Origin of the sequence: Streptomyces sp. NPDC058812, from assembly GCF_042744565.1 — a bacterium.
In the GTDB taxonomy this organism is placed as follows: Bacteria; Actinomycetota; Actinomycetes; order Streptomycetales; family Streptomycetaceae; genus Streptomyces; species Streptomyces thinghirensis.
The window spans coordinates 242,085-268,607 of the sequence record NZ_JBHYOB010000006.1 but is presented as its reverse complement, the minus strand read 5'-3'; the positions used below and the strand labels follow the sequence as shown (position 1 = coordinate 268,607).

Genomic DNA, 26,523 nt, shown 5'->3' with positions numbered 1-26,523 from the left:
CGGGCCGGGCCCCACCCGGAGACGCACCCGGAAGCGCGGCCGGGAACACGTCCGGGAGCGCGTCCCACGGCGCATCCGAAGACCCGACCGAAGACCCAGGCCGGGGCACGCCCAAAGACGCGGCCGGTGACCCGGCGCGGGGCCCGGCCGAAGGCCCGGCCGGTGGCCCGTTCCAGGGCGCGGACTCGTACGGCTGCTGCTGCATGCGCCCAGCCTCGCACCGTGCCCCCGTCGGCGGCGTCCCCCGGGGTCGCCGGACCCGCGACGTCCGCGTTTCGTAAGGAGCGGAAGTCCGATTCGCCCGATTCGGGTTCGTAGGGTGAAAGCCGTGACCACCTCGCCCGCTCCGGACGTCGACCTCGTGCTCCCGTGCCTGAACGAGGTCGGGGCCCTCCCCTGGGTCCTGGCCCGTGTCCCGGCCGGCTGGCGCGCGCTCGTCGTCGACAACGGCTCCACCGACGGCTCGGCGGACGTCGCCCGCGGGCTCGGCGCCACGGTCGTGACCGAGGCGCGCCGCGGTTTCGGCGCCGCCTGCCACGCCGGGCTGACCGCCGCCACCGCCGACGTCGTCTGCTTCTGCGACTGCGACGCCTCCCTCGACCCGGCCCTGCTGGCACCCTTCGTGCGCGAGATCCGCGCCGGCACGGCCGACCTGGTGCTCGGCCGCAGGCGTCCGCAGGGCCGGGGCGCGTGGCCCGTGCACGCCCGCGCGGGCAACCTCGCGCTCGCCCGGATGCTGCGCCGCCGCACCGGCCTCGGCCTGCACGACCTCGGGCCGCTGCGCGCCGCCCGCCGCGAGTCGCTGCTCGCCCTCGGTCTCACCGACCGGCGCAGCGGCTACCCGCTGCAGATGGTGGTGCGCGCCGCCGACGCGGGCTGGCGGATCACCGAGCACGACGTGCCCTACCTGCCCCGCACCGGCGCCTCGAAGGTGACGGGGACCTGGCGCGGCACCTGGGACGCGGTACGGGACATGCGCCGTGTCCTGGCCGAGGCGCCGGCCGACGGTCCGGCCCGCGAAGAGAGCCCGAGGTGAGCGGCACGTGACCACCCTTCTCGTCATCGCCAAGGAACCCCGTCCCGGCCGGGTCAAGACCCGGCTCACCCCGCCCTTCACGCCGGTTCAGGCGGCCGCGCTCGCCGAGGCGGCCCTCGCCGACACCCTGCGCGCCGTGGCCGCGACGCCCGCGCGGCGCCGGGTGCTGGTGCTCGACGGCGCCCCCGGCCCCTGGCTGCCGCCCGGCATCGATGTCGTACCGCAGTGCGCGGGCGGCCTCGACGAACGGCTCGCGGACGCCTTCGCCGGATGCGCCGGGCCCGCCCTGCTGATCGGGATGGACACCCCGCAGGTGACGCCGGAGCTGCTCACTGTGGACTTCACCGGCTGCGACGCGTACGTCGGTCCGGCCGAGGACGGCGGCTTCTGGGCTCTTGGCCTGGCCCGCCCCGACCCCGCGCTGCTGCGGGGCGTGCCCATGTCGACGCCGGTGACGGGGGAGGTGCAGCGGGCGCGGCTCCTCGCGGCGGGGCTGCGGGTGCGCGACCTGCCGCGCCTGCGCGACGTCGACACCGCCGCCGACGCGTCGGCCGTGGCCGCACTGGCCCCGCACGGCCGGTTCGCCGCCCGGCTGGCCGCGTGCACGGAGGTCACGGGCCGACGGGCGGGCCGATGAGCAGGGCTACGGGCGGGCGGGCGAGCGGCCGGTTGGGCAGCGCCTCCGGCCGTGTCGGGGTACCCGCCCCGCGAGGCACCGCGCCCGGCCCCTGGGCCGCCTCCGACCCCTACTCCGCCGCCCTGCGCGCCGGCCGCGGTCCGCTGTTCCTGCGCCGGGTGGACGGCTGGCTGCTGCCGCTGGAGGTCGAGCGCTGGTGTGCGCGGGCCGACGCGGTCGACCTGGAGGTGCTGGACCGGTGCGAGGGCGCCGTACTCGACGTGGGCTGCGGACCCGGTCGGCTGGTGGCGGAACTCGCCGCCCGGGGCCGGACCGTCCTCGGCATCGACGTCAGCGAGGCCGCCGTCGCCCGCACCCTGCGGCTCGGGGGCCAGTCGCTGCGGCGCTCGGTCTTCGAGCCCCTGCCGGGCGAGGGCCGGTGGGGCACCGCCCTCCTCATGGACGGCAACGTCGGCATCGGCGGCGACCCCCGTGCCCTGCTCGTCCGCGTCGCCGCCCTGCTCGCGCCCGGCGGCCTGCTGATCGCCGAGACGGCCCCGGTGGACGTCGACGAACGCACCCACGTGCAGGTCGTCGACGTCACCGACGCCCACGCCGCCGACCGCCCCTTTCCCTGGGCGCGGATCGGCACGCCCGCCCTGCTGCGCCACGCGGGTACCGCCGGCCTGCGGACCGTCGCTCAGTGGACGTCGGGGGAACGCCGCTTCGTCGCCCTGCGCAGTGACCGCCGCGACCGCCGCGAGCGCCGCGACCGCAGCGACCGCAGCGCCAGCAACAGCGCCGAGCCGCCGAACAGCGCGGCCGTGATCAGCAGCCAGCGGGCGAGGAACCCGTCCGCCGACAGCGCGGCGACCGACCGGTAACGCGCGTCCACCCGGCCGCTGATCAACGGGAACCAGACCAGCAGGAGCAGCCCGGAGAAGGCGGCGGGGACCCGCACGTACAGCGCCCAGGCGCGGTGTCCGGCCGCCCCCAGCCCGCGCAGGACCGCCCGGTCGGCCACCGCGTACAGGGGCAGCAGCACCAGGTCGTGCAGCAGCGCCGCCCCCACGAACCACAGCACCACGCCGAGCCAGTCGCCGGCGAGCAGCCGCACACCCGCGTAACCCGCGAGCGCGAACGAGCAGGCGAGCAGGAGAATCCGGAAGGGACCGTCGATCACGCCGAGCCTGCCGGTCGCGGGGCGCGGGAGCCCGCGCACAGGGTTCATCACAGGTCTCCGAACGTCATCCGGGCCACCCACTTGGTGTTCAGCACGCCGGGCGCGGCGGGCACGATGATCCGCGCCGGGTAGCCGTGGTCCGGGCTCAGCGCCTCGCCGTTGACGTACAGGGCGAGCAGCGAGCGCGAGTCGGCGACCTGGTTGGCGCGCAGCGCCCCGCTGCGGAAGGCGCCCCGGCGCTGGAGGGACTCGACGAACACGTCCGGCGGGTCGTCCTCGAAGCCCACGAGCGCGGCGAGGTCCCGCAGCCGCACCCCGCGCCACCACTGGTCGGACGTCGACCAGCCCTCGACACAGGCGATGGGCAGCGCCGCGCTGTACTGCTCCATGCGCAGCAGCTCGGCCCGGCCGAGCCGGACGTCCCCCGTGCGTCCCGTGACGACGAGCCGCCAGGCGTCCTCGCTCGTCTCGGCCGGGTCGATGCCCGCGTAGGCGGCCGTCTTGTTGATCTGGAAGCCGTTGGGCCCGTTCCCCGGTTCGGGGCCGCCGTGCGGCGAGAGCACGGCCGTCTCCCGCAGCGGCCCGTCGAAGCTGCGGCCGGCGTTCGTGGCGAACATCAGCAGCGAGCCGCCGCCCACCAGCCACAGCGCCCCGCGCCGCGAGACGGTGGGCGGGTCGGGCCGCGGGGCGACCAGGTCGTCGTCGCGCTCCTCGCGCATCGCCCGGAGGTTGCGCAGCGCCACCGGCACCTTGAGCGCGGCGTGCGCGACGAACGCGGCGAAGAAGACCCAGGCCCCGTAGAAGTGCAGCGGGTAGAAGGAGCCGGGGAAGACGTAGTCGAGCTGGATGTTGAGCACACCCGTCAGGAACGTGAACAGCGCGCCCCCGACCAGCAGCAGCAGCGAGATCCGCTCCAGCGCGTGCGCGAGCGAGCGGGCCGGCGGCAGCGTGAAGAGCCTCGGCACGACCGACCACAGCTTGGCCAGCAGCACCGGGATCAGGGTGAGGCCGAGGGTGACGTGGACGCCCTGGGTGAGGCGGTACAGCCAGTCCGGGTCGGTCGGCCACGCGAAGAGGTGGAAGCCGAGGAGTCCCTTGTCCGGGGTCTTGTCGTTGACCGGGTCCAGGTCGGGGTTGTACGCGGCGTACGAGAGCAGGCCCGTCACGAACAGCACGGTGATGCCGACGAGCAGGACGAGGCCGAGCACCGCCGTGAACCGGGGGCCGCGCAGGGGGCTGCGCCAGAAGCCCGGGGAGGACGGGAGCCGTGAGGCGAGGTCGCGCATGTCCCGACGGTAGGCCGGGACCGGCGCCGGAGACGGTCCCCGACCCATGACGAAACGCTGACGTCCGCCGCGTGCGGCATCCCGTGGGCGATCTCCCGGCCTACGGTGCCGACGTGACCCGCCTGCGCTCCCTCCCTCGCGACCTCTACGCCGTCGCGGCCGCCGTGCTGCTCGTCGCCGCCGCCATCCTGGTCGGCCGCAACGCGTACACCTACGACACCCTGATCGTCGGCTGGCCGCCGCTGCTCGGCCGCTGGGGTCCGCATCTGGGCCCCGGCACCCCGGCGGCCGTCCTGGTGGCCGCGGCGACCGCGGCGTACGGACCGGCCGTCGCCGCCCGCCTGCCGTGGCGCGCGCTGCTCCCCGCGGCCTGGGGCGCCGCGATGGCCTGGACCTGGTCGCTGGCCCTGATCGACGGCTGGCACCGGGGCATCGCCGGCCGGCTCACCACCAGTCAGGAGTACCTCTCGGTCATCGGCCGCTGGCACGACGTACCGGCGACCCTGCGCGATTTCAACGGGCACATCCTTCTCCACTCCCCCGACAACTGGCCCGCCCATGTCGCCGGTCACCCGCCGGGGGCCACGCTCACCTTCGTGCTGCTCGACCGGATCGGGCTGGGCGGCGGGGGCTGGGCCGGGGTCTGGTGCATCACGGTGGGCGCGACGGCGTGCGTGGCGGTGCTGGTGGCGGTGCGGGCGCTGGCCGGCGAGCGGCTCGCCCGGCGGGCGGCGCCCTTCCTGGTCCTGGCGCCGGCCGCGGTGTGGATGGGCACGTCGGCCGACGGCTACTTCGCGGCGGTCGCCGCGTGGGCGGTGGCGCTGCTGGCCCTCGCGGTCACCGGACGCTCGCTGTGGTGGGCGGCGGGGTCGGGGCTGCTGTTCGGCCTGACCTGCTATCTCTCGTACGGCCTGACACTGTTCGCGGTGATCGGGGCGGCGGTGCTGTGGCTCGGCCGGCGCGGGGTGCGGGAGCGTCCCGTGCTGTTCGTGCCGCTGCTGGCGGGGATGGCGGTGGTGCCGGTGGCGTTCACCGCGGCCGGGTTCGACTGGTGGGAGGCGTACCACCTGCTGGTCGAGCGGTACTACCAGGGCGCGGCCGGCGTCCGCCCCTACGGCTACTGGGTGTGGGCGAACCTCGCCTGCACGGTGCTCATCACGGGTCTGGCGACGGTGGCGGGCCTGCGGCGGACCGCGGGTGTGCTGGTCCGGCGGCGGCGTGACGACGCCGTGAGAGCCGAGGACGCCCGCCTGGCGTTCCTGGTGGCGGCCGGGCTGCTCGCCCTGCTGGTCGCCGACCTGTCCGGCATGAGCAAGGCGGAGACGGAACGCATCTGGCTCCCCTTCGCCCTGTGGCTGCTCCCGGCCTGCGCGTTCCTCGGCCGCCCGCGCGTGTGGCTGGCGGCGCAGGCCGTACTGGCCCTGCTCCTCAACCACCTGCTGGCGACCGGCTGGTGAGCGAACGGGCCGCCGGGCGCACGCATGAGGGCCCGCACCTTGCGGTGCGGGCCCTCATGAGCGGTTCGCGCGCGATTACTCGGGAACGATGTTCTCCGCCTGCGGGCCCTTCTGGCCCTGCGTGACGTCGAAGTTGACCCGCTGGCCCTCCTGGAGCTCGCGGAAGCCCTGGGTGGCGATGTTCGAGTAGTGGGCGAAGACGTCGGCGCCGCCGCCGTCCTGCGCGATGAAACCGAAGCCCTTTTCGGCGTTGAACCACTTCACGGTACCGGAAGCCATGTCTTTTACTCCTAGGCAGTGCTGGAGGCCCACACCGTGCGGACCTTCCCATCGCTGCGATGATCACCTGCCCGGAAAACCGGTAACACAAATGGCAACCACAACTGCAACTGATGCCCAGCCTAGCACGATAGGAATCGGCGCCACGCGAAATGAATCGCACGGAATGGCGCTCCGATTTACCGCAGAATTGTTTTTCCGGCGTTCGGCGAATATCTGCTTCACCGGAGGCAGTTTTTCACTCGCGGCGCCGTGCTCCGTTCCCTCCGTCGCCGGACGGCTCGGCCTCGCGGCGGAGCGCCTCGTTCATGCGCAGCGCCGCCTCCAGATCGTCCTCCAGGCGGACGATACGGCAGGCGGCCTCGATGGGCGTTCCCTGGCCGACCAGCTCGCGGGCGCGGGCGGCACGGCGCAGTTGCTGGCGCGAGTAGCGGCGGTGCCCGCCTTCCGAACGCTTCGGGCTGATCAGTCCCACCTCACCGAGGGCGCGGAGGAAACCGGGCGTGGCTCCGATCAGCTCGGCCGCCCTGCCCATGGTGTACGCCGGGTACTGATCGTCGTCGAGCCGGTCGGCGGCCTGCGGCCGACCTTCGGCGTTCAGCCTGCTCTCCGGGGGCATGCATACCTTCCTGCGAACCGCTGGGGACACGGCCCGCCGCAGGGGAATCCGGTTCCCCCGCACCTGAACTCTAGTCGCGCCTGTCGGATACCTGTCGCGGCGAACACATATCCGCAGGGTTCCGGCCACGGTGCCGGGGCAGTCGACGCGTGTCGGCGGGCGGCCGTGATCCCGTCCGGGGACGATCGGACCATCGGACCACTGATGGCGGAAGTGGAGGGGCGACGTGGCGAACGGTGTGGGGCCCGGTGCGCAGGACGCGGGACCGCGGTGGGCCGCGGAACCGGACTTCTGGCAGCGGGTCGCCGAGCAACTGGGCGCCGCCCTGACCGTGATCGACACGGCCGGGCGGATCGTCGCGGTCAACCCGGCCGCCGAACTGCTGCTGGACCGTGCGGCGGCGACGATGCTCGGCGCGGACGCCCATGACCTGCTCCACCGGGGCGCGGACGGTGGCAGGATCCCGCGGGACCAGTGCCCGCTCCTCCAGGCGCTGGCCCGAGGGACCGCCGCGCGCGGCGAGGGCGACTGCTATCTGCGCGGTGACGGCGGCCTGACCGCGGTGTCCTGGTCCGCGTCCCCCCTGACGGACGACGGATCCGCGAGGGGCACCGCCCTGCTGTTCACCGGCATCGCGTCGGACGCCGCCGCCGACCGCGGGGCGCGCCGGGAGCGCTCCGCCTACACCAGCGCCCTGGAGGATCTGACGGAGCGGCTGACGCTGGTCGCGGAGATCACTGACGTACTGGGGCAGACGCTGGAGACCGACGAGGCCCTGGCCCGGCTGGGCCGCCTTCTGGTGCCCCGCCTGGCGGACTGGGCGGCGGTGGACCTGCTGACCGGCTCCGGGCAGGTGCACCGGGTGGCGGTGACCGGACCCGCGGGCCGGGACACGGCGCGGGGGGACTGGCGCGGTCCGGTGCCGAAGACCGGAAGCGCGGCCCTGTCACCGCTGGCGCGGGTGCTGAACGAGGGCGAGCCCGTACTGCGGAAGGAGGGGCAGAGGCCTGAGAGGGACGAGGAAGCCGCCCGGCGCGATTCCCCCCTGGCCGCCGTGCACAGCGACTTCCTGCGGAGCGTGGGCGCGACCTCCGTCCTCACGGTGCCGCTGGGCGCCCACCGGCAGGTCACCGGCGCCCTGACCCTGGTGCGCACCAATCCGGCGCACCCCTTCGACGCGGGCGACCTGGAGGTGGTGAGCGACATCGGCCGCCGGGTCGGGCTGGTCATCGACAACGCGCGCCGGTACGGCCGCCAGCGCGCCGTCGCCGAAGCCATGCAGCGCAACCTGCTCGCTCCGCTGCCCCAGCCGGGCCCGCTGCGGCTGGCCGCCCGCTACCAGCCCGCCCCGGCCGGCTCCCAGGTCGGCGGCGACTGGTACGACGCGTTCGAGCTGAGGGACGGCGCGCTCGCGCTGGTCATCGGTGACGTGGTCGGGCACGACCTGGCGGCCGCCGGAGGCATGGCCCAGCTGCACGGGGTACTGCGCTCACTGGCCTGGGACCGCTCCGAACCGCCCGGCGCCATCGTCGACCGCCTCGACGACGCCATGCAGGCCGTCACGACCGTCTCCATGGCCACCCTCGTCCTCGCCCGCGTCGAAGGCCCGCGCGCCGGGCCGTGGACCCTGCGGTGGACGAGCGCCGGCCACCCACCGCCCCTCCTGCTGACCCCGGACGGAGGCGCGCGATACCTGGAGGCCGGGCAGGGACTGCTGCTCGGCGCCCGCCTGGGAGCGGGCGGCCGCCGGCCGGACGCCACGGTGCCGCTGCCACCGGGATCCACGCTGCTGCTCTACACGGACGGCCTGGTCGAGGTACCGGGCAGCGACCTGGACACCGGCCTCGGCCGACTGCGCCGCAACGCCCTCGCGCTCGTCCACGAGCCACTGGACGCCCTGTGCGACGAGGTGCTGGCCCGGATGCCGCCCGGCAGCAGCGACGACATCGCCCTGCTCGCCCTTCGCCTGCCGGCGCCCTGACGCGGGGCACGGCGGCACGAGACGGCGCGGGGCGGCTCAGGGCCCGAGCAGGAGGACGCCGTACGGGCCGAGCAGGGACGCCTGGAGCGTGTCGCCCTCGGCGTAGCGCCAGCCCCAGGAGCGCAACGCGTGGACGGTCGCGGCGTCGGTCCGGTCCACCAGCGTGACGCCGAGGGCGGCGTCGTGCTCGGTGAGCAGTCGCTTCTGCAGGCGCCGGGCGAGGTTCCAGGCGCGGTCCTGGTTCCGCCTGCGCACGCGGGCCGGGACGATGATCCCGGAGACCAGGAAGAGCCGTCCGGAGGCGGCGACGGGCAGCACGCTCCTCGGCAGACAGGCGTCCAGGCCCCGCACTCCCCCGGCACCACCGCCGGGTACGGGATAGCCGTAGGCGCAGCCGGTCAGGACGGTGCTCTCCGCTATCAGCAGCGAGAACCCCGGTCGCCGTACGTCGGCCGCCAGCTGCCGCAGGAAGGCGCCACGGGCCTCGTTCCACGCCCGCGGGCCGCCGCCGGAGGTCTGCGCGTACAGGTCGCCGAGGTCCCCGAAACGGTCCTCGATCTGGCGTCGGCTGAGCGGCCGGACGCGTTCCCCGGCCTGGGGCGAGGAGCCCCGTTCCGGCCGCTGCTCGCGCGAGCCCGGCCGGTCCGGCCCGGCGTGCCGCTCGTAGCGTTCTGTGGTCGTCGGCCGCACCGGCACGTTCACGGTCATGAGGCGAGTCCTGCCCCGGGCTCGGGCGGTCCGGCCCGGTGTCGTCGATCGCCGGGAGCGGCACCGGTGTCGGGGCCGGTGCACGGCGGGCCCCCGGTTCCTCCACGGTACTCCCGGGCCCCGGGCTGTCGGGCGCCGCCGGACGCCGGGGTCGGCCCATCGGCGGGTGCGGAGCCGGTCCCTTCGGCATGATTGGAGCGAATGTCCCGGCGACACGCCGCCTGTGCGCTGTGCTTCCGGAACGTTCGCTCCAATCTCGGCCACGGGGCGGGTGCTACTTCAGGGGCAAGTCGGCCAGCATCACGGCATACACCGGTGAGTCCGGGAAGGGCTGACGGTCTCCGACCTTCCGGAAACCCCAGGACTCGTACAGCGCTTCGACCCGGGGGTGTTCAAGGTCGACGAGCAGGACCGCGAGGTCTTCGTCCCTGCTCCCCAGGAGCGTCCGGCTCACCAGCTCGGCCGTCCCGGTCTTACGCCACTTCCTGCGAACGGCCAGCTCGGAGAAGGAGAACGTCCGGCTCTTCTCCGGAGCGGGCTTCAGGTGCTCGCGCCACCACTCCCGATCCGGGTTCGCCGGGGCGCCGTAGGCGAAGGCCACCGGCTCCTCGCCGTCGAAGGCGATCACGCAGGCGAACTCGGGGTGACCGCCCCAGTGGTCCACGAACCAGGGGAAGCGCTGGTTGAACTCGTCATGCATCGCATCGGCATAGGCGTCGGCGTGCACGTCGATCAGGGCCTGGCGGATCCGCGGGAGGTCCTTGTGCGCGAAGCGGCGGACGTCCAGATCGGCGGCGCTCAAGCTCGCCTCCATTCGGCTCGATAGCGGTCTCCCCACTCTCGTGCGAGTGCCGCGTCCGGCGCAAGAGTGATCAAGTCGCGGTAGTAGTCGCCGAGGAGTGACCGCATCCTTCCTGGCAGCGGCGAGCCCTCCATCAGCTCGAAGACACTGGAGGCCGTGGCACACGCCTGATCGATGTCCCGCTGGTGGAGCTGCGCCAGGGCGAGTCGTGCGGTGGCCAAGGCGCGGTTCCTGCGGAACTGCTCGGGAATCGTCCCCAGGGCCTTGTGCGAGGCGGCCTCGGCATCTGCGAAGTCCCCGATCCGGTCTCGGACGATCGCCGTCATGGCCGTCAGCTCAGCCTGCCCGAAGAAGGCCATCCAGCTCGGCCGAGCGTGATTCTGCTCCGCCTTGCCCAGGGCCTCCTGGGCATGCCCCAGGGAGCGGATGGCGGCTTGGCGATCACCGAGGTTCGAGTGGCTGACGGCCGTACGGGCGTGGGCCAGAGAGGCGAAGAGCGGGTCACGTTTGGTGATCGAGGCGGACTGCGCGGCCTGCGCGGAGTCGACAGCTTCCGTGTGCTCCCCACGCTGGTGGGCAAGCATGGCGTACGAGTTCCAGACTCGCAGCTCCGCCACAGGGTCTTGAGCCATCCCTGCCAAGTACAGCGCCTTTCCCAGCAGGGCGTGGGCGCGGTCCGACTGTCGGGCGTCGAGGGCACTCCAGGCGGCCGTAGCGGTGTAGTCGGCGGCGACGGAGAAGAGGCGAAAGCGGATGCGCTGGGTGGCCCCGAGCTTCTGCTTCTCCAGGGCCTCGGCGGCACCGGCCAACGCGGCCCGCTCCAGGTCTTCGTGGCCTCCTCGGGTGTCGTCCAAAGCCATCAGGGCATCCAGCCCGCTGCGCAGCCGGAGGACGTCGGAGGTGCCCACCCGGGGCGGTGCGCCGACGTAGGGAACCGCCACCGCGGTCGTCGCGCCACTGGCGGCTGTGAGGAAGTCGCGGCGCCTCACGGGATCCTCCGCAGGGTTCGGGATGTGTCGTCTTCGCGGCGGTGGGTTGAAGCCCAACTCTTCGGCAGTACAGCCGAATACTGCCTCCAAAGCCTCACGTTGTCTGCGATGGGGCCAGGTCGTTCTTCCGGTCAACCAGTTGCGGACTGTGCGGTCGCTGACCGTTCCCGCGTGTCCCTCACCGATCAGGTGAGCGTTCACCTTGTCGGCCAACTCGCCCTGCGCGAGGCCGCTCTCCTGCATGGCGCTGTTGAGGCTCTCGTTGCCCTGCACATACCCACGGTAGTGACTGACTGCCCATCAGCAGTAGTGAAGGCAGAGCAATTTCCGGTCGGTCCCGAAGCACACGCCCCGCGCTTTTCCTGCCCCTGCGCGGCCTGGAGCCGTTCACTCAAGTAGGGCCACACCGCAACCGCACCTACGAGGTTCTGATGACTGTGATGGCAACGCCACGCCCCACGGGGCACCCCGGATACTCCGAGACGCTCCCCCGCGTGGCGGAGAGTGCAGCCGTCGCCCGCAGGCTCGTGCGGACCGCTCTGGCCGCCTGGGACCTGGAAGACCGGATCGACGACGCCGTGGTGATCATCACCGAGTTGGTCTCCAACGCCGTGGACCACGGCCGCCTCGCCTCGATCCGCGTGGTCCTTTCGCGGCCCACCGAGGGCTGGGTGCGGCTCGGAGTGGTCGACCGCTCGACGGCCATCCCGATGTTGCGGACCGACTCCAACGGCGATCAGCTCCGGGGCCGTGGGCTTCTGCTGGTCGACCACCTGACTGAGCGCTGGGGGACCGATCTCTACCAGTGGGGCAAGCAGGTCTGGGCCGACCTGCAGTGCGAGTCGGCCCGATGACCGAGAAGGAGGCACCGTGGGTCGGTGACCAGGTCTATGACGCCGATACGGGCAAGGAATGCGTTGTCAGCGACGTGAGGAGGGACGGTACGTACATCCTGCGTGAGATGTACTCCTGGGCCCTTACCTGGACGGTCCCGAACGCGGAGAAGCTGTCGGTCACCGTGGCGCGCGAGGAGCGGATCGAGAGGGAGCGGAAGGCTTGAGCGTGCGGAGCGGCGCTTCCCACGTTCTCTCATGGAGTCAAGCAGTAGATGCGCTTCGCGGATTCACGGTCGGTCCCGCGATGTGGCCGCGCCCCCTGGGCAGGAAAGCGCCGGCCGGGGCGGATCCTGCAAGACCATCAACGTACGAAGCAACCAAGGAGGAGACTTGCAAACGAATCTCGCAGGTACGGAGACCGCCGCACCGACCCCGTGGGGGCTGCGCCGTATGACTCCGTTGCGCAACGGTTCTCCCTCGCCGTGGCGGTATGCGGGCATCGAACCGACCACGCAGACCGGCCGATGGATCGGGGAGGACGGGGCGGTGACACCGGCCGAACTCGGCAAGCACGGCACGAGCGTGAACACCTACCCGCCCACACAGGTCGGCAAGGACGGCAAGGTAGACGCCGACTCCGGCCACGACGCGACGCAGGACTAGGAGTAGCGCCATGGACGGACGCCCGGTGCTGGTCTGCACGGAGTACGAGGACGCAACCGCTGATCTGGTCATCGCGGAACTGAACCGACGCCGGGTGCCCGTCCTCCGATTCGACCCAGGGCGCGACTTTCCGGCGTCCATGGCGCTTGTCGCGCACATCGGTGCTGGGGGCACCTCCCGAACGAAGTCTGGGGAAGGCTGGAACGGGCGGCTGACGGTCGGGGACCGTACAGCCGAACTCTCCGCCGTACGCGCCCTGTATCACCGTCGGCCGAGCCCCTACCCGACGGAGGGAGGTGGGCAGGCGGACCGGTTCGCCGCACAGGAGAACCGGCGCGGCTTTGGCGGCGTGCTGGGTGCGCTGCCGGGGTGCCTGTATCTGAGCCACCCGCAGGCGATCGCGCGGGCGGAGTACAAGCCCGCGCAGTTGGACGCGGCGGCCCGGGCAGGGCTCACGGTCCCGGCCACCCTGATCTCGAACGATCCGGGGGAGGCCAGACAGTTCTGTACCGAACAGACCACCATCTACAAGCCGTTGCACGCCGGGGCGTACGACGTTGAGGGTGAACCTGCCGGAATCTGGGCAGCCCCGGTCGAGGCGGGCGAGGTCGACGGCGCGGTGCGCCACAGCGCGCACCTGTTCCAAGCCCGGGTGCCCAAGGTGGCGGACGTGCGGGCGGTCGTCGTCGGCGAGCAGGTGTTCAGCGCCCGGATTACCGCCCCTCCCGGGGTTGTGGACTGGAGATCCGAGTACCAGAGCCTCACCTATGAGCCGGTCGCCTGCCCGGACGAGATGCGCGGGGCGTTGGTGCGGTTCCTCGCCGCCTTCGGGCTGAACTTCGGCGCATTCGACTTCGCCGTGACAGCGGACGGCGCATGGTGGTTCCTGGAATGCAACCCCAATGGCCAGTGGGCGTGGCTCGAAGACGCGGCCGGACTGCCGATCACACACGCAATCGCAGACCTGTTGGAGAACGGAGCGAGCCGTCATGACTGACCCCCTGCACTCGGAACACCTACGGGCCGACCTCGCGCGGCGTCTGTCCAAGTCCGGCACCCTGCGCAGCCCCGAATGGGAGGCGGCCGTCATGTCGGTGCCCCGCGAGGCGTTCCTCTCGCGCGGCTGGTTCGAGTACGAAGACGGCGGCTGGTACCGGCCTGCGGCCGGGAACTCCGCGGAAGGACTCACGCGGATTTACGAAGACGACTCCCTCGTGACGCAGGTGGCGGGGGGCGTCTTTCCCGACCAGGTCGAGGGGCGCCTCGCCGCGGCCCCCTCGTCGTCGTCCACCCTCCCGAGCCTGGTCGTGCGGATGCTCGAAGACCTGCGGGCGACCGAGGGGACGCGCGTCCTGGAGATCGGCACGGGCACGGGTTACTCAACCGCGCTGCTCTGCCATGTCGTCGGCGAGGAGAACGTGACCACGGCCGAGGTCGACGCCGAGGTGTCCGCCCGTGCTGGAATGGCCCTCGCGGGCGCCGGGTACTGGCCTACCCGCGTGGTCGGTGACGGACTGGCCGGCTACAAGGCGGGCAGTCCGTACGACCGAGTGATCGCCACATGCGGTGTGCACACCGTGCCGACCGTCTGGCTCGCTCAGACGCGCCCCGGGGGTGAGGTCCTGGTCACGGTCGGCGGGTGGATGCACGCGTCCGAACTCGTACGGCTCACGGTCGCCGACGACGGCACGGCAAGCGGCCCGGTTCTCGGCGGACAGGTCTCATTCATGCTGGCCCGTCCCCACCTTCCGCCCCCGCTGGGCATCCTGCCGAACCTCAGTGAGGGCGACGCGGTGCCCGCGAAGCTGGGCGCGGATGCGCTCGATGACTGGACGGCCCGGTTCGTCGCACAGTTCGCCGTGCCGCGCGCACAACGGCTCATGCTGGAGCGTGAGGGGCGGACGGAACACGTCCTGATCGACGTGGACGCCGAGGCGTGGGCGGTCGTCTTCCAAGCCGACGGACGGTGGATGGCCCGGCAGGGCGGCACGGCGCGTCTGTGGGACGCGGTCACCCAGCGTGTCATGCAGTGGCAGGGGGACGGGCGCCCGTCGGCCGACCGTATGAGACTTCATGTCGGCCCCGACGGGCAACACCTCACCTGGGCGTGAGAGCGGATGACGGTCTCCGACACGTTTCTCGGCGGCCTCGGCGAGCAACGGGGCCACGTTCTCGCCGAAACGGTCCCGCGTGGCTGCCGGCCTGCGCCCGCATGAGCTAGCTGGGCGAAGTGTGGTGGGTCAGGCCGGGGGCGTCGTCCAATGCCGCAGGAGTGCCAGTTGTTCGTCCCTGGTCGGGGCGACGTCCTCGGGCTCGTCCCGGCGCCAGGCGAGGAGGTCCTCGACGGACGTGTCACCGGCGGCGAGGCGGGTGAGGAGGGTGCGGGAGAGGTCGTACTCCTCCGGGGTGTGGATGCCTCCGGGGGCGGCGGCCAGGGCGGTCGTCTCCACCGGGCCGTCGTTCTCGGTCTCCACCCGCACCGTGAAGGCCGGCGGGTGTTCGCCGTCGCCGGTGACCAGGACGACCAGCGAGTCGAACGCCATCGAGGCCAGCCGCCGCACCGTGGAGCGCACGGCCACGTCCCGTACGTCGATGCCGCCGACCGAGGCCCAGGGCCAGGAGCGGCCACCCTGGTCCGACCCCAGGGTCTCGACCCCGTCCTTGGTCAGCCGTACGCCGGGCGCCGTACCGGTGGGTTCGGCGCCCACGTACACGCAGTCCTCGGTGATCCAGAACAGGCCGACCATGGCCATGCGCGCCTCCCACAGCGGTACCGGTGTCGCTGTGGGAGACGGTCGTGGTCGTGCGGTAGTTCCCGCGTTCCCGGGGTCATGCCACCGGTGTCGTCGGGCCCACCAGTTCCGTCAGGACGTCCTCCATCGTCACGAAGCCCAGGACCGCGCCCGTCTCGCCGGTGACGGCGGCCAGGTGGCTGTCCTCGGTGCGCAGGGCGGTGAGGGTGTCGTCCAGGGGGGTGTCGATGCGGACGCGGGTGACGCGGTGCAGGGCCGCGCGCGGGAAGGGGCGGTCGCGGTCGGTCAGGCCCAGGGTGTCCTTGATGTGCAGGTAGCCGAGGACGGTGCCGCCCGGGCCGGTGACCGGGAAGCGGGAGTAGCCCGCCTCGGCGGCCATGCGCTCCAGCTCGGCCGGAGTGACCGTGTGGTCGACCGTGCGCATCTTCTGGGCCGGGACCAGGATCTCGCCGACCGGGCGGGTGCCCAGTTCCAGCGCGTCGCGCAGGCGCTCGCCGTCGGCCGGGGTGAGCAGTCCGGCCTCGCTCGCGTCGACGACCATGCGGGCCAGCTGGTCGTCGGTGAAGACCGCCTCGACCTCGTCCTTCGGCTCCACCCGCAGCAGCTTGAGGAGCGTGTTGGCGAAGGCGTTGATGCCGAAGATGACCGGCTTCAGCGCCCGGGTGAGGGCGACCAGCGGCGGGCCGAGGACCAGCGCGGTGGTCGCCGGGGCGGCCAGCGCGATGTTCTTCGGGATCATCTCGCCGATCAGCATGTGCAGGTACGTCGCCAGGGCCAGGGCGATCGCGAAGGCGATCGGGTGGACCAGCGCGTGCGGCATGTGGACCGCCTCGAACACCGGCTCCATCAGGTGCGCGATGGCCGGTTCCGCGACCGCGCCGAGGACGAGGGAGGAGACGGTGATGCCGAGCTGGGCCGTGGCCATCATCGCGGAGATGTGTTCCAGGCCCCACAGGGTCATCCGGGCGCGCTTGTCGCCCGTCTTCGCGCGCGGCTCGATCTGACTGCGGCGTACCGAGATCATGGCGAACTCGGCACCGACGAAGAACGCGTTGGTCAGCAGCGTCAGGGCGCCGATGAGGAGCTGTACGGCGGTCATCGGGCCACCTCCGGCGTCCGGTCGGCGGACGGGGCCGGCGCGGGTGCGGTGACCCGCAGGCGGTCGGCGCGGTGGTGGTCGACGTCGAGGACGTCCAGGCGCCAGCCGTCCAGGTCGATGACGTCGCCCTTGGCGGGGATGCGTGCCAGGTGGGTGGCGACCAGGCCGGCCAGGGTCTCGTACGGCCCGTCCGGTGCGGTCAGGCCGATGCGCGCGAGACGGTCCAGGCGGAGCGAGCCGTCGGCCTCCCAGGCCGTGCGGCCGTCCGTCTCGGCGGGGGCGGGCAGCAGGTCCGGTATCTCGACCGGGTCGTGCTCGTCGCGCACCTCGCCGACGACCTCCTCCACGATGTCCTCGACGGTCGCCACGCCCGCCGTACCGCCGTACTCGTCGATGACGACGGCCATGGTGCGGGTGGAGCGCATGCGCTCCAGGAGGCGGTCCGCGGGCAGGCTGTCCGGCACCAGGAGCGGCGCGGTGGCCAGCTCGGTGACGGGGGTGGCGGTGCGCCGCTCCGGCTCCAGGGCCAGGACGTCGCGGATGTGCACGGTGCCGATGACCTCGTCCAGGCTCTCCCGGTAGACCGGGAAGCGGGACAGGCCGGTGGCGTGCGAGAGGTTCGCGGCGTCGGCGGCGGTGGCGTGGGCCTCCAGGGCCTTGACGTCCACGCGCGGCGTCATGACGTTCTCCGCGGTCAGCTCGCCCAGGTGCAGGGTGCGCACGAACAGCTCGGCCGAGTCCGCCTCCAGGGCACCCTCGGCGGCCGAGTGCTGGGCCAGGGCGACCAGTTCCTCGGGGCTGCGGGCGGACGCCAGCTCCTCGGCCGGTTCCAGGCCGAAGCGGCGTACGCAGCGGTTCGCGGTGTCGTTCAGGTGCCGGATGAAGGGGCCGAACGCGGTGGTGAAGCCGCGCTGCGGACCCGCGACGACCTTGGCGACGGCCAGCGGGCGGGAGATCGCCCAGTTCTTGGGGACCAGCTCGCCGACGACCATCAGGACGACGGTGGAGACGACCACGCCGAGCACGGTCGCCACCGTCGAGGCGGCACCGCCCAGGCCGATCGCCCGCAGCGGGCCGCGCAGCAGCACCGCGAGGGACGGTTCGGCCAGCATGCCGATGACCAGCGAGGTCACGGTGATGCCGAGCTGGGCGCCGGAGAGCTGGAGGGTCAGGGACCGTACGGCCTTCAGGGCGCCGTCGGCGCCGCGCTCGCCGGACTCGGCGGCACGTTCCAGGTCACCGCGCTCGACGGTGGTGAGGGAGAACTCGGCCGCCACGAAGAGGGCGCAGGCCAGGGTGAGGAGGAGGGCCAGCAGGAGCAGCAGGACCTCGGTCACCGTGCCACCCCGCTTCCCTCACGCACATACGGCTCACGCACATACAGGAAGGACTGCGGGCCGGCCATGGCACGGCCGGTACTGGGAGGCTCCATTACGGAACGGGACTCCTTAACGGGTCGGCGGGCGCCGGTACCTGCCGGTCGCCCGAGGATTTCCCTCTCATGGTAAAGGACGAGCAAAAGCATGGGGAGTCCTCAATGTCCTCGGACCCCTATGCTTCTACTCGCCTGTAGAGAACGGCCGGACGGTTTCGGTTGTTCCCCGGACGAACGTGAGATCGAACGTGAAGGAGTGAACGCCTCGATGGTGTTCAAGCGGCTGCTCGGTTCCCTCGGCGTGGGCGGGCCCACGGTGGACACGGTCCTCGACCCGGGCGCCGCCCGGCCGGGGAGCGCGCTGCCGGGTCACGTCCATCTCGTCGGCGGCACCGCCGACCACGATGTCGAGCACGTCGCGCTGGAACTGGTGGCCCGTGTCGAGGCCGAGCGGGGCGACCACGGGGAGGGCGAGGGCGTCGTCTTCGGGCGGCACACCGTCGGCGGGGACTTCCGGCTCGCGGCGGGCGAGCGGCGCAGTGTGCCGTTCACGGTGCCGCTGCCCTGGGAGACACCGGTCACCGAACTCTACGGGCAGCCACTGGGCATCGTGCTCGGCGTGCGCACCGAGCTGGCGGTCGCCGACGCCAGGGACAAGGGCGACCTGGACCCGCTGACCGTGGCACCCCTGCCCGCGCAGGAGGCCGTCCTGGAGGCCTTCGGGCAGCTCGGCTTCGGCTTCCGCTCCGCCGACCTGGAGTACGGCCGCATCGGCGGCACCGGGCAGCAGCTGCCCTTCTACCAGGAGATCGAGCTCACCCCGCCCCCGCGCTACGCCGACCAGGTCAACGAGATCGAGCTGACCTTCCTGGCCGTGTCCGGCGCCCTTGAGGTGGTGCTGGAGGCGGACAAGCGCGGCGGCCCGTTCTCCGACGGCCACGACGCCCTCAGCCGCTTCACCGTCCCCCACGAGGGGCCGACCGGGCCGCAGGACTGGAACGCCCTCGTCGACGGCTGGGTCCAGGAGCTGGTCGAGCACCGGGCGTCCTACGGCTCCCACGCCGTGTACGGGCACGAGTCCGGGGCCCTGTCCGGCGGTTCCGGCACCGGCACCGACACCGCCGTCGCGGCGGGCGCGGCGAGCGCGGCGGGGCTCGCGGTGGGGGTCGCCGGCGGGATGGTGGCGGCCGAGGTCGTCGACGAGGTGGGGGACTTCTTCGAGGACGAGTCCGAGGACGGCTTCGAGGACGGCTTCGAGGGTGACGGGGACGCCTGATAACTTCTACACGGGTGTAGAACCTCGCCCCTCCCGACCCGTACGGAGTTCTCATGGCCCTGTGGGACCGCTTCAAGGAGTCCGCGTCGCAGATGCAGACGCAGCTCGTGGCGAAGAAGAACGACCTCAAGAGCGGCGCCTTCCGCGACGCGAGCATGGCGATGTGCGCGCTGGTCGCCGCCGCCGACGGCAGCGTCGACCCGTCCGAGCGGCAGCGCGTGGCCCAGCTGATCGGGACCAACGAGGTGCTGCAGAACTTCCCCGCCGACGACCTGCGCCGCCGCTTCGAGGCCAACCTGGACAAGCTGACCGCCGACTTCGCCTTCGGCAAGGTCGGCGTCCTCCAGGAGATCGCCAAGGCGAAGAAGAAGCCCGCCGAGGCACGGGCCGTGGTGCAGATCGGCATCGTGATCGGCGGCGCCGACGGGGACTTCGACAAGGACGAGCGGGCCGTGGTCCGCGAGGCGTGCTACGCCCTGGACCTGCCGCCGCACGAGTTCGACCTCTGAGGGGCCCTGGCCCCGCCGACTTTGCCGTAGATTCCGTGCGGGCCCGTGCCGCGGGCCCGCACCGTACGTCCACAGGGGAGCGCCGATGTTCGGACTGAGCGAGCTCGCGATCATTCTCATCGTCGTCATCGCCGTTCTCGCCGCCAAGAAACTCCCCGAGCTGACCCGCTCGGCGGGCAAGTCGGCCCGCATCCTCAAGGCCGAGGCCCGCGCGATGAAGGACGAGGAGCGGACGCCGGCGGAGGACCGGGAGGCGCCGCGCGTCATCCGGGGTGAGGCGGTCCGCCGCGAGGGCACCGGGGGCGGCGGGCCCGCGACGCCCACTTCCCGGGGCTGAACCGGCTCACCTCACGCGTCGGCCACGCGGCCGCCACCGCGTGTGCGGTGCGGGCCCATCTCCCGCAGGACGTCGCCGAGTTCGGCGGCGGTGAGCGCGGGGGCGGGCAGGGGCGGCGGGCCCGGCACCGTGCGCAGGCCGCCGAGGAGCAGGGCCAGGGGGCGGCGCCAGGCGTCCGGCGCGGTCGCGGCGGTCAGGGCCGGGACGGCACGGCCCAGTGCCGCGAGCGCGAACAGGACGTCCTCGGTGGTGACGTCGGCGCGGACGGTCCCCTCGTCGCGGCAGCGGGACAGCAGGGAGTCCACGGTCCGGCGGTTGTGCTCGTGCACGGCCTCCAGGCTGTCGACGCCCCGCAGGTGCGTGGTCATGAGGTCGTTGGTGCCGCGGTCGGCGGCCAGGGTCTCGAAGACGGCGTCGAGATAGGCGGTCAGGCCCGCCCACGCGTCCGTGGCGTTCCTGGCCCGTTCCCCGGCGTCCATCGTGCCCGTCAGCGAGTCGCGGAAGACGGCGTCCACGAGCGTGGCGCGGGTGGGGAAGTGGCGGTAGAGCGTCGCGTTGCCGACGCCCGCCCGGCGCGCGATCACGTCCAGCGGCGCGTCCAGGCCCTCCTCGGTGAACACCTCGTGGGCCGCCTCCAGCAGAAGCTCCCGGTTGCGCCGCGCGTCGCGTCGCTGCCGGGGCGCTCCGTCGCGTGCGCCGACGGTCATCCCTCACCCTCCGGGTCGTACGAACCGGGGAGTGCTCCCCGAGCCAGCGATGCCGATGCTATCGTCGGGACCACAAATGGGGAGCGCTCCCCGTTTAATTGACCCGCTGACCCACTGACCCGCTGATCCACCGTTTGACCGTTTGACCGTTTCCTGCGCCGGGAGGCCCCATGACCGCGCCCACCCTCGAGGAACTGGCCGCCCTGCGGGCCCGGGGCGCCGTGCACCGGGTGTTCGTGCCGGGCAGCGGGGAGAGCCGGCTGGTCGTGACGCGTGACGCGGCGCGGGCCGCGCTCACCGACCCGCGGCTGCGCAACGACATCCGGCACTCCGCGTCCTGGCGCACCGACGGCGGGCACGCCATCGGCCGCAACATGCTCCAGAGCGACCCGCCGCAGCACACCCGGCTCCGGCGACTCGTGGCCGGCCACTTCACGGCGGGACGGATCGCCGCACTGCGCCCGCGCGTCGAGCGCGTCGCGGGCGACCTGCTGGCGGCGCTGCCGCGGCAGGGCACGGCGGACCTGGTCGGCCGGTACGCGCTGCCGCTGCCGGTCACGGTGATCTGCGACCTGCTGGGCGTCCCGGAGACCGACCGCGAGGGCTTCCACACCTGGTCGAACGAGCTGGTGATGCCCACCTCCCCCGAGGCGGCGGCATCGGCGGCCGGCGCGCTGACCGGGTACCTCACCGAACTGACCGACCACAAGCGCCGCACCCCGGACGACACCCTGCTCAGCGACCTGGTCGCGGCCGCGGACGGCGGCGCCCTCACCGCCGAGGAACTGCTCGGCATGGCCTTCCTCATCCTCGTCGCCGGCCACGAGACGACCGTCAACCTGATCTCCGCCACCGTCCACAGCCTGCTCACCCATCCCGACCAGCTCGCCCGGCTGCGCGCCGAGCCGGAACTGACCGAGCGTGCCGTCGAGGAGTCGCTGCGGTACAACTCCCCCGTACACGCCACCGCGTTCCGCTTCGCGGCCGAGCCGCTGGAGCTGGCGGGCACCCGGATCGCCGCGGGCGACTCGGTACTCGTCTCCCTCGCCGCCGCCTCCCGCGACCCCGGCCACTTCCCCGACCCCGACCGCTTCGACATCGGCCGCCGGGCGCAGGGCCACCTCGGCTTCGGCCACGGCCTCCACCACTGTCTCGGCGCCCCGCTGGCCCGCGTCGAGGCCGCCGTCGCCGTACGGCTGCTCCTCGGGCGGCACCCCGCCCTCGCCCTCGCCGCCGACCCGGCGACGCTCACCTGGCGCACCAGCACCCTGCTGCGCGGCCTGGCGGAACTGCCGGTGCGCCTCGGCTGACCCGCCCGCCACGTCCCGGACGGCTCAGGACGGGTCCTCCGGGACGGCGGACAGCAGGCTGTGCACGACCGGTCCCGCCGAGCCGCCGCCCGTGACGCCCTCCTCGACCACCACGGCGACGGCCACGTTGCCGCGGTGGGCGACGAGCCAACCGTTGTTGTCCTGGTCCTCGGAGACTTCGGCGGTACCGGTCTTCGCGCCGATCTCGCCGGGCAGGTCGGCCAGGACGTGCGCGGTGCCGTCGGTGACGGTGGCCCGCATCAGCTCGCGCAGCCGGGTGACGACCTCGTCGGGGAGCGGCTCGGTGCGGGTCTCGTCCGTGTTTCCGGAGGTACCGGCGGTGACGGACGGCTGGTGGAACTCGCCGGAGACCGCGGTGGCCGTCACCGACGCCATGATCAGCGGGTTGGCCTGGACGCGGCCCTGCCCGATCATCGACGCGGCCTTCTCCGTCTCGTCCTTGGGCACCGGCACGGAGCCGTCGTACGTCGGGATGCCGATGTGCCACTCCTGGCCGACCCCGAAGTAGGTGCGGGCGACCTTGCCCAGTTCCCCGTCGTCCAGCTTGCCGCGCAGGCTGATGAACGCGGTGTTGCACGACTCCGTGAAGTCCTTGCGGAAGGTGGCGCCGGGGTACTCGGACGTCTCGACGTTGTGGAACTCCTTCCCGACGGTCAGGTACTTGGGGCAGTCCACCACGTCGTCGGGCTCGACGGCGCCCTTGAGCAGCAGGGCGCTGCTGGTGACGATCTTCCAGGTGGAGCCGGGCGCGTAGGTGCCGGAGGCGGCGCGGTTGAAGCCGGTGGAGGGGGAGTTGGCGAGGGCGAGGACCTCGCCGTTGTCGACGCGCAGGGCGACGAGGGCGGCGTTCTTGCCGTCGGCCTCGGTGAGGGCCTGCTCGGCGGCGGACTGCCAGGTGGCGTCCAGGGTGGTGCGGACGGGCCTGCCGTCCGTCGCCGGGTCGGGTTTCTTCCCGAAGGTCGCCTCGGTGCGCACGGTCTCGCCGGTGGCCCGGTCGATCAGCTCGACCGCGCCGCGCGGTCCGCCACCGGTGCTGTCGGCGAGCCGGCCGAGGAGCGGAGTCAGGGACGGGTACGCGCCGCCCGAGAGAGAGGTCCCGTCGCGGGCGGTGACGTTCGGCGGGGTCGTCTCCTCGCGCTCCAGCCGGAACTTCTCCGTGTCGCTCAGCCGCGGGTGCACCAGGGACAGCCGCCAGTCCACCTTCCAGCCGCCGTCGTCCTGTTCGCGCAGCGGCAGTCGCGACTCGTACGTCCAGGTGCCCAGGCCCGTGATCGGCATCTTCGCGGTGAAGGGGACGCCGAGGGTGCCGTCCTCGGCCTCCTTCGCCTCCCCTGCCGCCGTCAGCTTCGGCTTGCCGATGTCGAGGCCCGCGGTGAAGCTCTGCAGCACCTCCTGCGCCGTGCCGGGTCTGGTGGTGCGGCCGGCCGCGCTCGGCAGGCGCCCGGCGGCCCAGTCGGCGAGGAACGCGCGCGCCTGCTTCAGCGCGGCGGGGTCGGGACCGTCGTCGCCGCGTGCGAAGGGCCCGAGCCCGGCGGCGTACGAGCCGCCCGCGGCGACGGCGAGCACGACCCCCACCGCGGCGACGGCCCGCACACCGTTGCGCGGCCCGCGGCGGCGCGGAGGGGTGAAGTAGGGAGAGTCCGGCATCGGGGTTCCTGTCTGTGGGTCGGGTCTGTGGGTCGGCTCCGCGGGTCGGGCCGCGTCGTCGGTCAGCCGGCGGCGAAGAAGTCGAGGATCGTGTCGGTGGCGTTCAGGGCCTTGCTGGTGGGGCCGAACCCCTTGGGCGGGGTGACCGGCGAGCCCGGCCAGGTGTGACCGGCGTCGTCGACGACCAGGAGCTGGACGGTGGCCTCCCGGCCTTCGCCGGGGGATCCGGTGGCGCCGGGGGCGTCCTTCAGGCGCCAGACGGTTCGGTCGTAGCCCTTCCCGTTCTCCGTGACCGGCTCGCCCGCGCCGCCCGCCGCGGCGAACGCCTCCGCGCTGTCCCGGGCGGACAGGCTCGGGAGGATCGGCTCCTCGGGGTCCGGCGGCGGGGAGGGCCAGCCCGCGAGGGGGCGTACGGGGTCGTCGGCGCCGTAGACGACCATGACGGGGACGGGCCCCGTGGGCTCGACCGCGGCGGCGCCCGCGGGCAGTTGCCCGGAGACCGAGGCCGCTCCCGCCAGCAGGCCGGGACACTGGGCGGCCATGCGCAGCGCCATCGAGCCGCCGTTGGAGAATCCGGCGACGTAGACCCGCTCGGGGTCGGCCCGTTCGGTGCGCACCAGGTGCTTGATCAGTGCCTCGGTGAACCGCACGTCGAGGTCGGGATCCGGGCGCCGCTCGGTCGCCTGCTTGCCCGCGCCCCAGCCGTTGTCGAGTCCCTCGGGGTAGGCGACCAGCATGCCGCGGGCCCCGGCGGCCTTCTCCAGCCGGCTCTTCTCGCGCATCTCGGCGGCGTCGGCGCCGCGGCCGTGGAAGGCGATGACAAGGGGCCTCGGGCCGTCGGCGGCGGCGGGCCGGTGCAGGAGGTACCGACGGGTGTGGCCGTCGGCCCGCAGCTGTGCGCGGACCCCCTCCGGTGCCGATGCCGTGGCACCGGCCGGGGACGTGCTGCTCGCCGACGGCGCCGAGTCCGGGCGCCCGGGTTCGCGGCTCCCGGACTCGGTGGCGCAGCCGGCCAAGGGGAGAGTGAGGGCCAGGGCGAGCGCGGCGGGCCACCGGCACGGGCGGAGCGAGAGGTCGCGGAAGGAACGCATGTCCCGAGGACAGCAACACCACCGGGTCCCTGTCCAAGATTGATATGGATGTTGGATCGATCAATCCCCGATATGATTACTGCTCGTGGACCTGGTGCGGCACCTGGAGTGCTTTGTGGCTGTTGCAGAAGAGTCACACTTCGGGCGTGCCGCCGCCCGCCTCGGCATGGCCCAGCCGCCCCTGTCGCAGCGCATCCAGCGGCTGGAGAAGGAACTGGGCGTCCGGCTCTTCGAGCGCACCAGCCGCCAGGTGGCGATCACCGAGGCGGGCACGCTGCTGCTCGCCGAGGCCCGTGAGCTGCTCGCCCGCTCCGAGTCCTTCCGGGCCGCCGCGCGCCGTATCCGGGACGGCGAGACCGGCCTGCTGCGCGCCGCCCTGTCACCCGACATCTCCGGTGAGACCGTCGCCGCGCTCCTGGCGGACTTCCGGCGCCGGCACGCCGGCCTCGAGCTGGAGCTGCACGAGCTGTCCACCGCCCAGCAGCTCGCCGCCTTCGCGGCGCACGAGCTGGACGTCGGCCTCATCCACCACCCCTGCGACGTCACCGGCCTGGAGCTGGGCCCGGTCCTGCGCCGCGACCTCGGCGTGCTGCTGCCGCGCGGGGCCGCCCAGGCACGGCTCGACGAGGTGCCGCTCGCCTCCCTCACCGGCTACGACCTGGTCCTCTTCCCGCGCGCCGGCGCCCCCGCGGTCTACGACGACCTGCTCACCGCGTGCGCGCGGGGCGGCTACACGCCCGCCGCCGTACGGCACGGCCAGGGCGCCAGCTTCGTACGCGGCCTGGTGCTGTCGTCCGGGGCCGTGGCCCTGGGCCCCCGCGACACCCAGCTCGCCGCCCCCGCCGGCGGGGACCTGGTCTGGCGCCCCCTGGCCGGGGCGCCGCTGGCCTGGCGGCACTCCGTGGCCTGGCCCAAGGGGCGCGGCGACGCCGCCGTCGGCGCCTTCGCGGACGCGGCCACCCACGCCCTGCGCACCACGGCCGGCGCCCGCTCGGAGGCCCCCGCCCGGCCACTGCACCTTCGCCCGGCATCGGAGTTCTGGCTGTGACCGACATCGTGACCGGACGCCTCCAGGCCGCCTTCGCCGACGCCGGGGTCACCGGGTGGCTGCACGCCGTCGACATCGACTCCGGCGCACAGGTCGAGACCGGGGCGGACCAGCCGGTGTGCACGGCCAGTGTCCACAAGGTGTGTGTGCTGGTGACGCTGCACGAGCTGGCGGCGGCCGGGGCGCTGGACCTCACCGAGCAGGTCGAGTGCCCGCCGGCCGGACGCACCCCGGGGCCCACGGGGCTGGCGGCCATGCTGGACCCGGTCCGGCTGTCGCTGCGCGACGCGGCGTTCCTGATGATGTCCGTCAGCGACAACACCGCCGCCGACCTGCTGCTGCGCCGGGTCGGTCTGGACGCCGTCAACCGCACCACGGACCGGCTGGGCCTCACCCGCACGCGGGCGGTGCACGGCTTCGGCGAGATGCTCGCCACCATGCGCGAGGACGCCGGGCCGGCCGGTACCCGGGCGCTGACCGACCCGCACGTCATCACCCGGCTCCGCGCCCTGGACCCGGCCCGCACCAACCGCAGCACCCCCCGCGACATGACCCGCCTGCTCACCGCCCTCTGGCGGGACGAGGCCTGCCCGCCCGAGTACGGCGCCGCCGCGCGCCGCGTCATGGGCCTCCAGGTCTGGCCGCACCGCCTGGCCTCGGGGTTCCCCTTCGACGACGTCCACGTGGCCGGCAAGACCGGCAGCCTGCCGACCCTGCGCAACGAGGTCGGCGTCGTCGAATACCCCGACGGCGGCCGCTACGCGGTGGCCGTCTTCACCCGCACCGCCCACACGGCGGCCGTCCTCCCGGCGGCGGACGCGGTGATCGGCAGGGCGGCCCGGATCGCGGTGGACGCGCTGCGGGCACCGTAGGCGGCCGGTGAGGCTCTCGGCCC

The 26,523-nt window shown here is 73.2% G+C and carries 28 protein-coding genes; 16 read left to right on the top strand and 12 right to left on the bottom strand.

Features of this window, described 5'->3' with window-relative positions; all coding sequences use genetic code 11:
* The first annotated feature begins 319 nt into the window (after nt 1-319).
* The 3 genes from ACFW48_RS15110 to ACFW48_RS15100 are packed head-to-tail and all read left to right on the top strand — an operon-like array spanning nt 320 to nt 2,536.
* A complete protein-coding gene (locus tag ACFW48_RS15110) occupies nt 320-1,036 on the top strand; it encodes a glycosyltransferase family 2 protein (protein ID WP_386314554.1) in 717 nt (238 codons plus the stop codon).
* Nucleotides 1,037-1,043: 7 nt separating this feature from the next.
* Nucleotides 1,044-1,673, top strand: a complete 630-nt coding sequence (locus tag ACFW48_RS15105) for a DUF2064 domain-containing protein (RefSeq protein WP_386314552.1) — start codon at nt 1,044-1,046, stop codon at nt 1,671-1,673.
* Nucleotides 1,670-2,536 carry a class I SAM-dependent methyltransferase gene (locus tag ACFW48_RS15100; protein ID WP_386314549.1) on the top strand — a complete coding sequence of 289 codons (867 nt, stop codon included), beginning with the start codon at nt 1,670-1,672 and terminating at the stop codon, nt 2,534-2,536. The genes ACFW48_RS15105 and ACFW48_RS15100 overlap by 4 nt, the downstream gene beginning before the upstream one ends.
* 346 nt (nt 2,537-2,882) lie before the next feature.
* On the opposite strand, the gene ACFW48_RS15095 is transcribed toward ACFW48_RS15100, so the two are convergent.
* Complete coding sequence (locus ACFW48_RS15095) at nt 2,883-4,121, bottom strand: molybdopterin-dependent oxidoreductase (protein WP_386314546.1); 1,239 nt, start codon at nt 4,119-4,121, stop codon at nt 2,883-2,885.
* Nucleotides 4,122-4,234: 113 nt separating this feature from the next.
* Between ACFW48_RS15095 and ACFW48_RS15090 the strand changes: the two genes are divergently transcribed.
* Nucleotides 4,235-5,578, top strand: a complete 1,344-nt coding sequence (locus ACFW48_RS15090; RefSeq protein ID WP_386314544.1) for a hypothetical protein — start codon at nt 4,235-4,237, stop codon at nt 5,576-5,578.
* A gap of 75 nt (nt 5,579-5,653) precedes the next feature.
* Here the strand turns inward: ACFW48_RS15090 and ACFW48_RS15085 are convergent, their stop codons facing one another.
* Both ACFW48_RS15085 and ACFW48_RS15080 read right to left on the bottom strand, forming a co-directional pair.
* The gene (locus ACFW48_RS15085) at nt 5,654-5,857 is read right to left on the bottom strand and encodes a cold-shock protein (RefSeq protein WP_121748131.1); all 204 of its coding nucleotides are present in this window, start codon (nt 5,855-5,857) and stop codon (nt 5,654-5,656) included.
* 238 nt (nt 5,858-6,095) lie between these two features.
* Nucleotides 6,096-6,476, bottom strand: a complete 381-nt coding sequence (locus tag ACFW48_RS15080; RefSeq protein WP_386314541.1) for a MerR family transcriptional regulator — start codon at nt 6,474-6,476, stop codon at nt 6,096-6,098.
* Nucleotides 6,477-6,702: 226 nt separating this feature from the next.
* On the opposite strand from ACFW48_RS15080, the gene ACFW48_RS15075 reads away from it, so the two are divergent.
* A complete protein-coding gene (locus ACFW48_RS15075) occupies nt 6,703-8,457 on the top strand; it encodes a SpoIIE family protein phosphatase (protein ID WP_386314538.1) in 1,755 nt (584 codons plus the stop codon).
* 36 nt (nt 8,458-8,493) lie between these two features.
* On the opposite strand, the gene ACFW48_RS15070 is transcribed toward ACFW48_RS15075, so the two are convergent.
* The 3 genes from ACFW48_RS15070 to ACFW48_RS15060 form a co-directional block, all read right to left on the bottom strand.
* Nucleotides 8,494-9,165, bottom strand: a complete 672-nt coding sequence (locus ACFW48_RS15070) for a hypothetical protein (RefSeq protein WP_386314536.1) — start codon at nt 9,163-9,165, stop codon at nt 8,494-8,496.
* Between the two features lie 274 nt (nt 9,166-9,439).
* Nucleotides 9,440-9,979 (bottom strand): GNAT family N-acetyltransferase, encoded by a 540-nt coding sequence (locus ACFW48_RS15065; protein ID WP_386314534.1) that lies wholly within the window; start codon nt 9,977-9,979, stop codon nt 9,440-9,442.
* Complete coding sequence (locus ACFW48_RS15060; RefSeq protein ID WP_386314531.1) at nt 9,964-11,229, bottom strand: XRE family transcriptional regulator; 1,266 nt, start codon at nt 11,227-11,229, stop codon at nt 9,964-9,966. The genes ACFW48_RS15065 and ACFW48_RS15060 overlap by 16 nt, the downstream gene beginning before the upstream one ends.
* 221 nt (nt 11,230-11,450) lie before the next feature.
* Between ACFW48_RS15060 and ACFW48_RS15055 the strand changes: the two genes are divergently transcribed.
* From ACFW48_RS15055 to tgmC, 5 genes are all read left to right on the top strand, one after another.
* Complete coding sequence (locus tag ACFW48_RS15055) at nt 11,451-11,810, top strand: ATP-binding protein (RefSeq protein ID WP_386314528.1); 360 nt, start codon at nt 11,451-11,453, stop codon at nt 11,808-11,810.
* Nucleotides 11,807-12,016: a hypothetical protein gene (locus tag ACFW48_RS15050; protein ID WP_386314525.1), complete on the top strand. Its 210-nt coding sequence runs from the start codon at nt 11,807-11,809 to the stop codon at nt 12,014-12,016. The genes ACFW48_RS15055 and ACFW48_RS15050 overlap by 4 nt, the downstream gene beginning before the upstream one ends.
* 166 nt (nt 12,017-12,182) lie before the next feature.
* Complete coding sequence (tgmA, locus tag ACFW48_RS15045; protein ID WP_386314522.1) at nt 12,183-12,455, top strand: putative ATP-grasp-modified RiPP; 273 nt, start codon at nt 12,183-12,185, stop codon at nt 12,453-12,455.
* A 10-nt stretch (nt 12,456-12,465) separates the two neighbouring features.
* Entirely contained in the window at nt 12,466-13,452 is a 987-nt protein-coding gene (gene tgmB / locus ACFW48_RS15040; protein WP_386314520.1) for an ATP-grasp ribosomal peptide maturase, read from the top strand.
* Entirely contained in the window at nt 13,445-14,566 is a 1,122-nt protein-coding gene (gene tgmC / locus ACFW48_RS15035; RefSeq protein WP_386314518.1) for an ATP-grasp peptide maturase system methyltransferase, read from the top strand. Before tgmB ends, tgmC begins: the two co-directional genes overlap by 8 nt.
* Nucleotides 14,567-14,695: 129 nt before the next feature.
* On the opposite strand, the gene ACFW48_RS15030 is transcribed toward tgmC, so the two are convergent.
* The 3 genes from ACFW48_RS15030 to ACFW48_RS15020 form a co-directional block, all read right to left on the bottom strand.
* Nucleotides 14,696-15,208, bottom strand: a complete 513-nt coding sequence (locus ACFW48_RS15030; protein WP_386314515.1) for a hypothetical protein — start codon at nt 15,206-15,208, stop codon at nt 14,696-14,698.
* Between the two features lie 76 nt (nt 15,209-15,284).
* A complete protein-coding gene (locus ACFW48_RS15025; RefSeq protein ID WP_386314512.1) occupies nt 15,285-16,307 on the bottom strand; it encodes a hemolysin family protein in 1,023 nt (340 codons plus the stop codon).
* A complete protein-coding gene (locus tag ACFW48_RS15020; protein WP_386314509.1) occupies nt 16,304-17,644 on the bottom strand; it encodes a hemolysin family protein in 1,341 nt (446 codons plus the stop codon). Before ACFW48_RS15020 ends, ACFW48_RS15025 begins: the two co-directional genes overlap by 4 nt.
* A 306-nt stretch (nt 17,645-17,950) precedes the next feature.
* On the opposite strand from ACFW48_RS15020, the gene ACFW48_RS15015 reads away from it, so the two are divergent.
* From ACFW48_RS15015 to ACFW48_RS15005, 3 genes are all read left to right on the top strand, one after another.
* Nucleotides 17,951-18,958, top strand: coding sequence for a sporulation protein (locus tag ACFW48_RS15015; protein ID WP_386314506.1), 1,008 nt, complete (start codon nt 17,951-17,953; stop codon nt 18,956-18,958).
* Between the two features lie 53 nt (nt 18,959-19,011).
* Nucleotides 19,012-19,467: a tellurite resistance TerB family protein gene (locus ACFW48_RS15010; RefSeq protein WP_121748125.1), complete on the top strand. Its 456-nt coding sequence runs from the start codon at nt 19,012-19,014 to the stop codon at nt 19,465-19,467.
* Between the two features lie 85 nt (nt 19,468-19,552).
* A complete protein-coding gene (locus ACFW48_RS15005; protein ID WP_386314503.1) occupies nt 19,553-19,804 on the top strand; it encodes a twin-arginine translocase TatA/TatE family subunit in 252 nt (83 codons plus the stop codon).
* Between the two features lie 11 nt (nt 19,805-19,815).
* On the opposite strand, the gene ACFW48_RS15000 is transcribed toward ACFW48_RS15005, so the two are convergent.
* Complete coding sequence (locus tag ACFW48_RS15000; RefSeq protein WP_386314501.1) at nt 19,816-20,511, bottom strand: TetR/AcrR family transcriptional regulator; 696 nt, start codon at nt 20,509-20,511, stop codon at nt 19,816-19,818.
* Nucleotides 20,512-20,681: 170 nt separating this feature from the next.
* Here ACFW48_RS15000 and ACFW48_RS14995 point away from each other — a divergent pair, with 170 nt between their 5' ends.
* Complete coding sequence (locus ACFW48_RS14995; protein ID WP_386314499.1) at nt 20,682-21,821, top strand: cytochrome P450; 1,140 nt, start codon at nt 20,682-20,684, stop codon at nt 21,819-21,821.
* A gap of 24 nt (nt 21,822-21,845) precedes the next feature.
* Here the strand turns inward: ACFW48_RS14995 and ACFW48_RS14990 are convergent, their stop codons facing one another.
* Nucleotides 21,846-23,489, bottom strand: a complete 1,644-nt coding sequence (locus tag ACFW48_RS14990) for a penicillin-binding transpeptidase domain-containing protein (RefSeq protein ID WP_386314497.1) — start codon at nt 23,487-23,489, stop codon at nt 21,846-21,848.
* Between the two features lie 62 nt (nt 23,490-23,551).
* Nucleotides 23,552-24,580, bottom strand: coding sequence for an alpha/beta hydrolase family esterase (locus ACFW48_RS14985; protein ID WP_386314494.1), 1,029 nt, complete (start codon nt 24,578-24,580; stop codon nt 23,552-23,554).
* A 115-nt stretch (nt 24,581-24,695) separates the two neighbouring features.
* Between ACFW48_RS14985 and ACFW48_RS14980 the strand changes: the two genes are divergently transcribed.
* Together ACFW48_RS14980 and ACFW48_RS14975 are read left to right on the top strand one after the other, a co-directional pair.
* The gene (locus tag ACFW48_RS14980) at nt 24,696-25,628 is read left to right on the top strand and encodes a LysR family transcriptional regulator (RefSeq protein ID WP_386314491.1); all 933 of its coding nucleotides are present in this window, start codon (nt 24,696-24,698) and stop codon (nt 25,626-25,628) included.
* Nucleotides 25,625-26,500 (top strand): serine hydrolase, encoded by an 876-nt coding sequence (locus ACFW48_RS14975; protein ID WP_386314488.1) that lies wholly within the window; start codon nt 25,625-25,627, stop codon nt 26,498-26,500. Before ACFW48_RS14980 ends, ACFW48_RS14975 begins: the two co-directional genes overlap by 4 nt.
* Nucleotides 26,501-26,523: the final 23 nt, after the last annotated feature.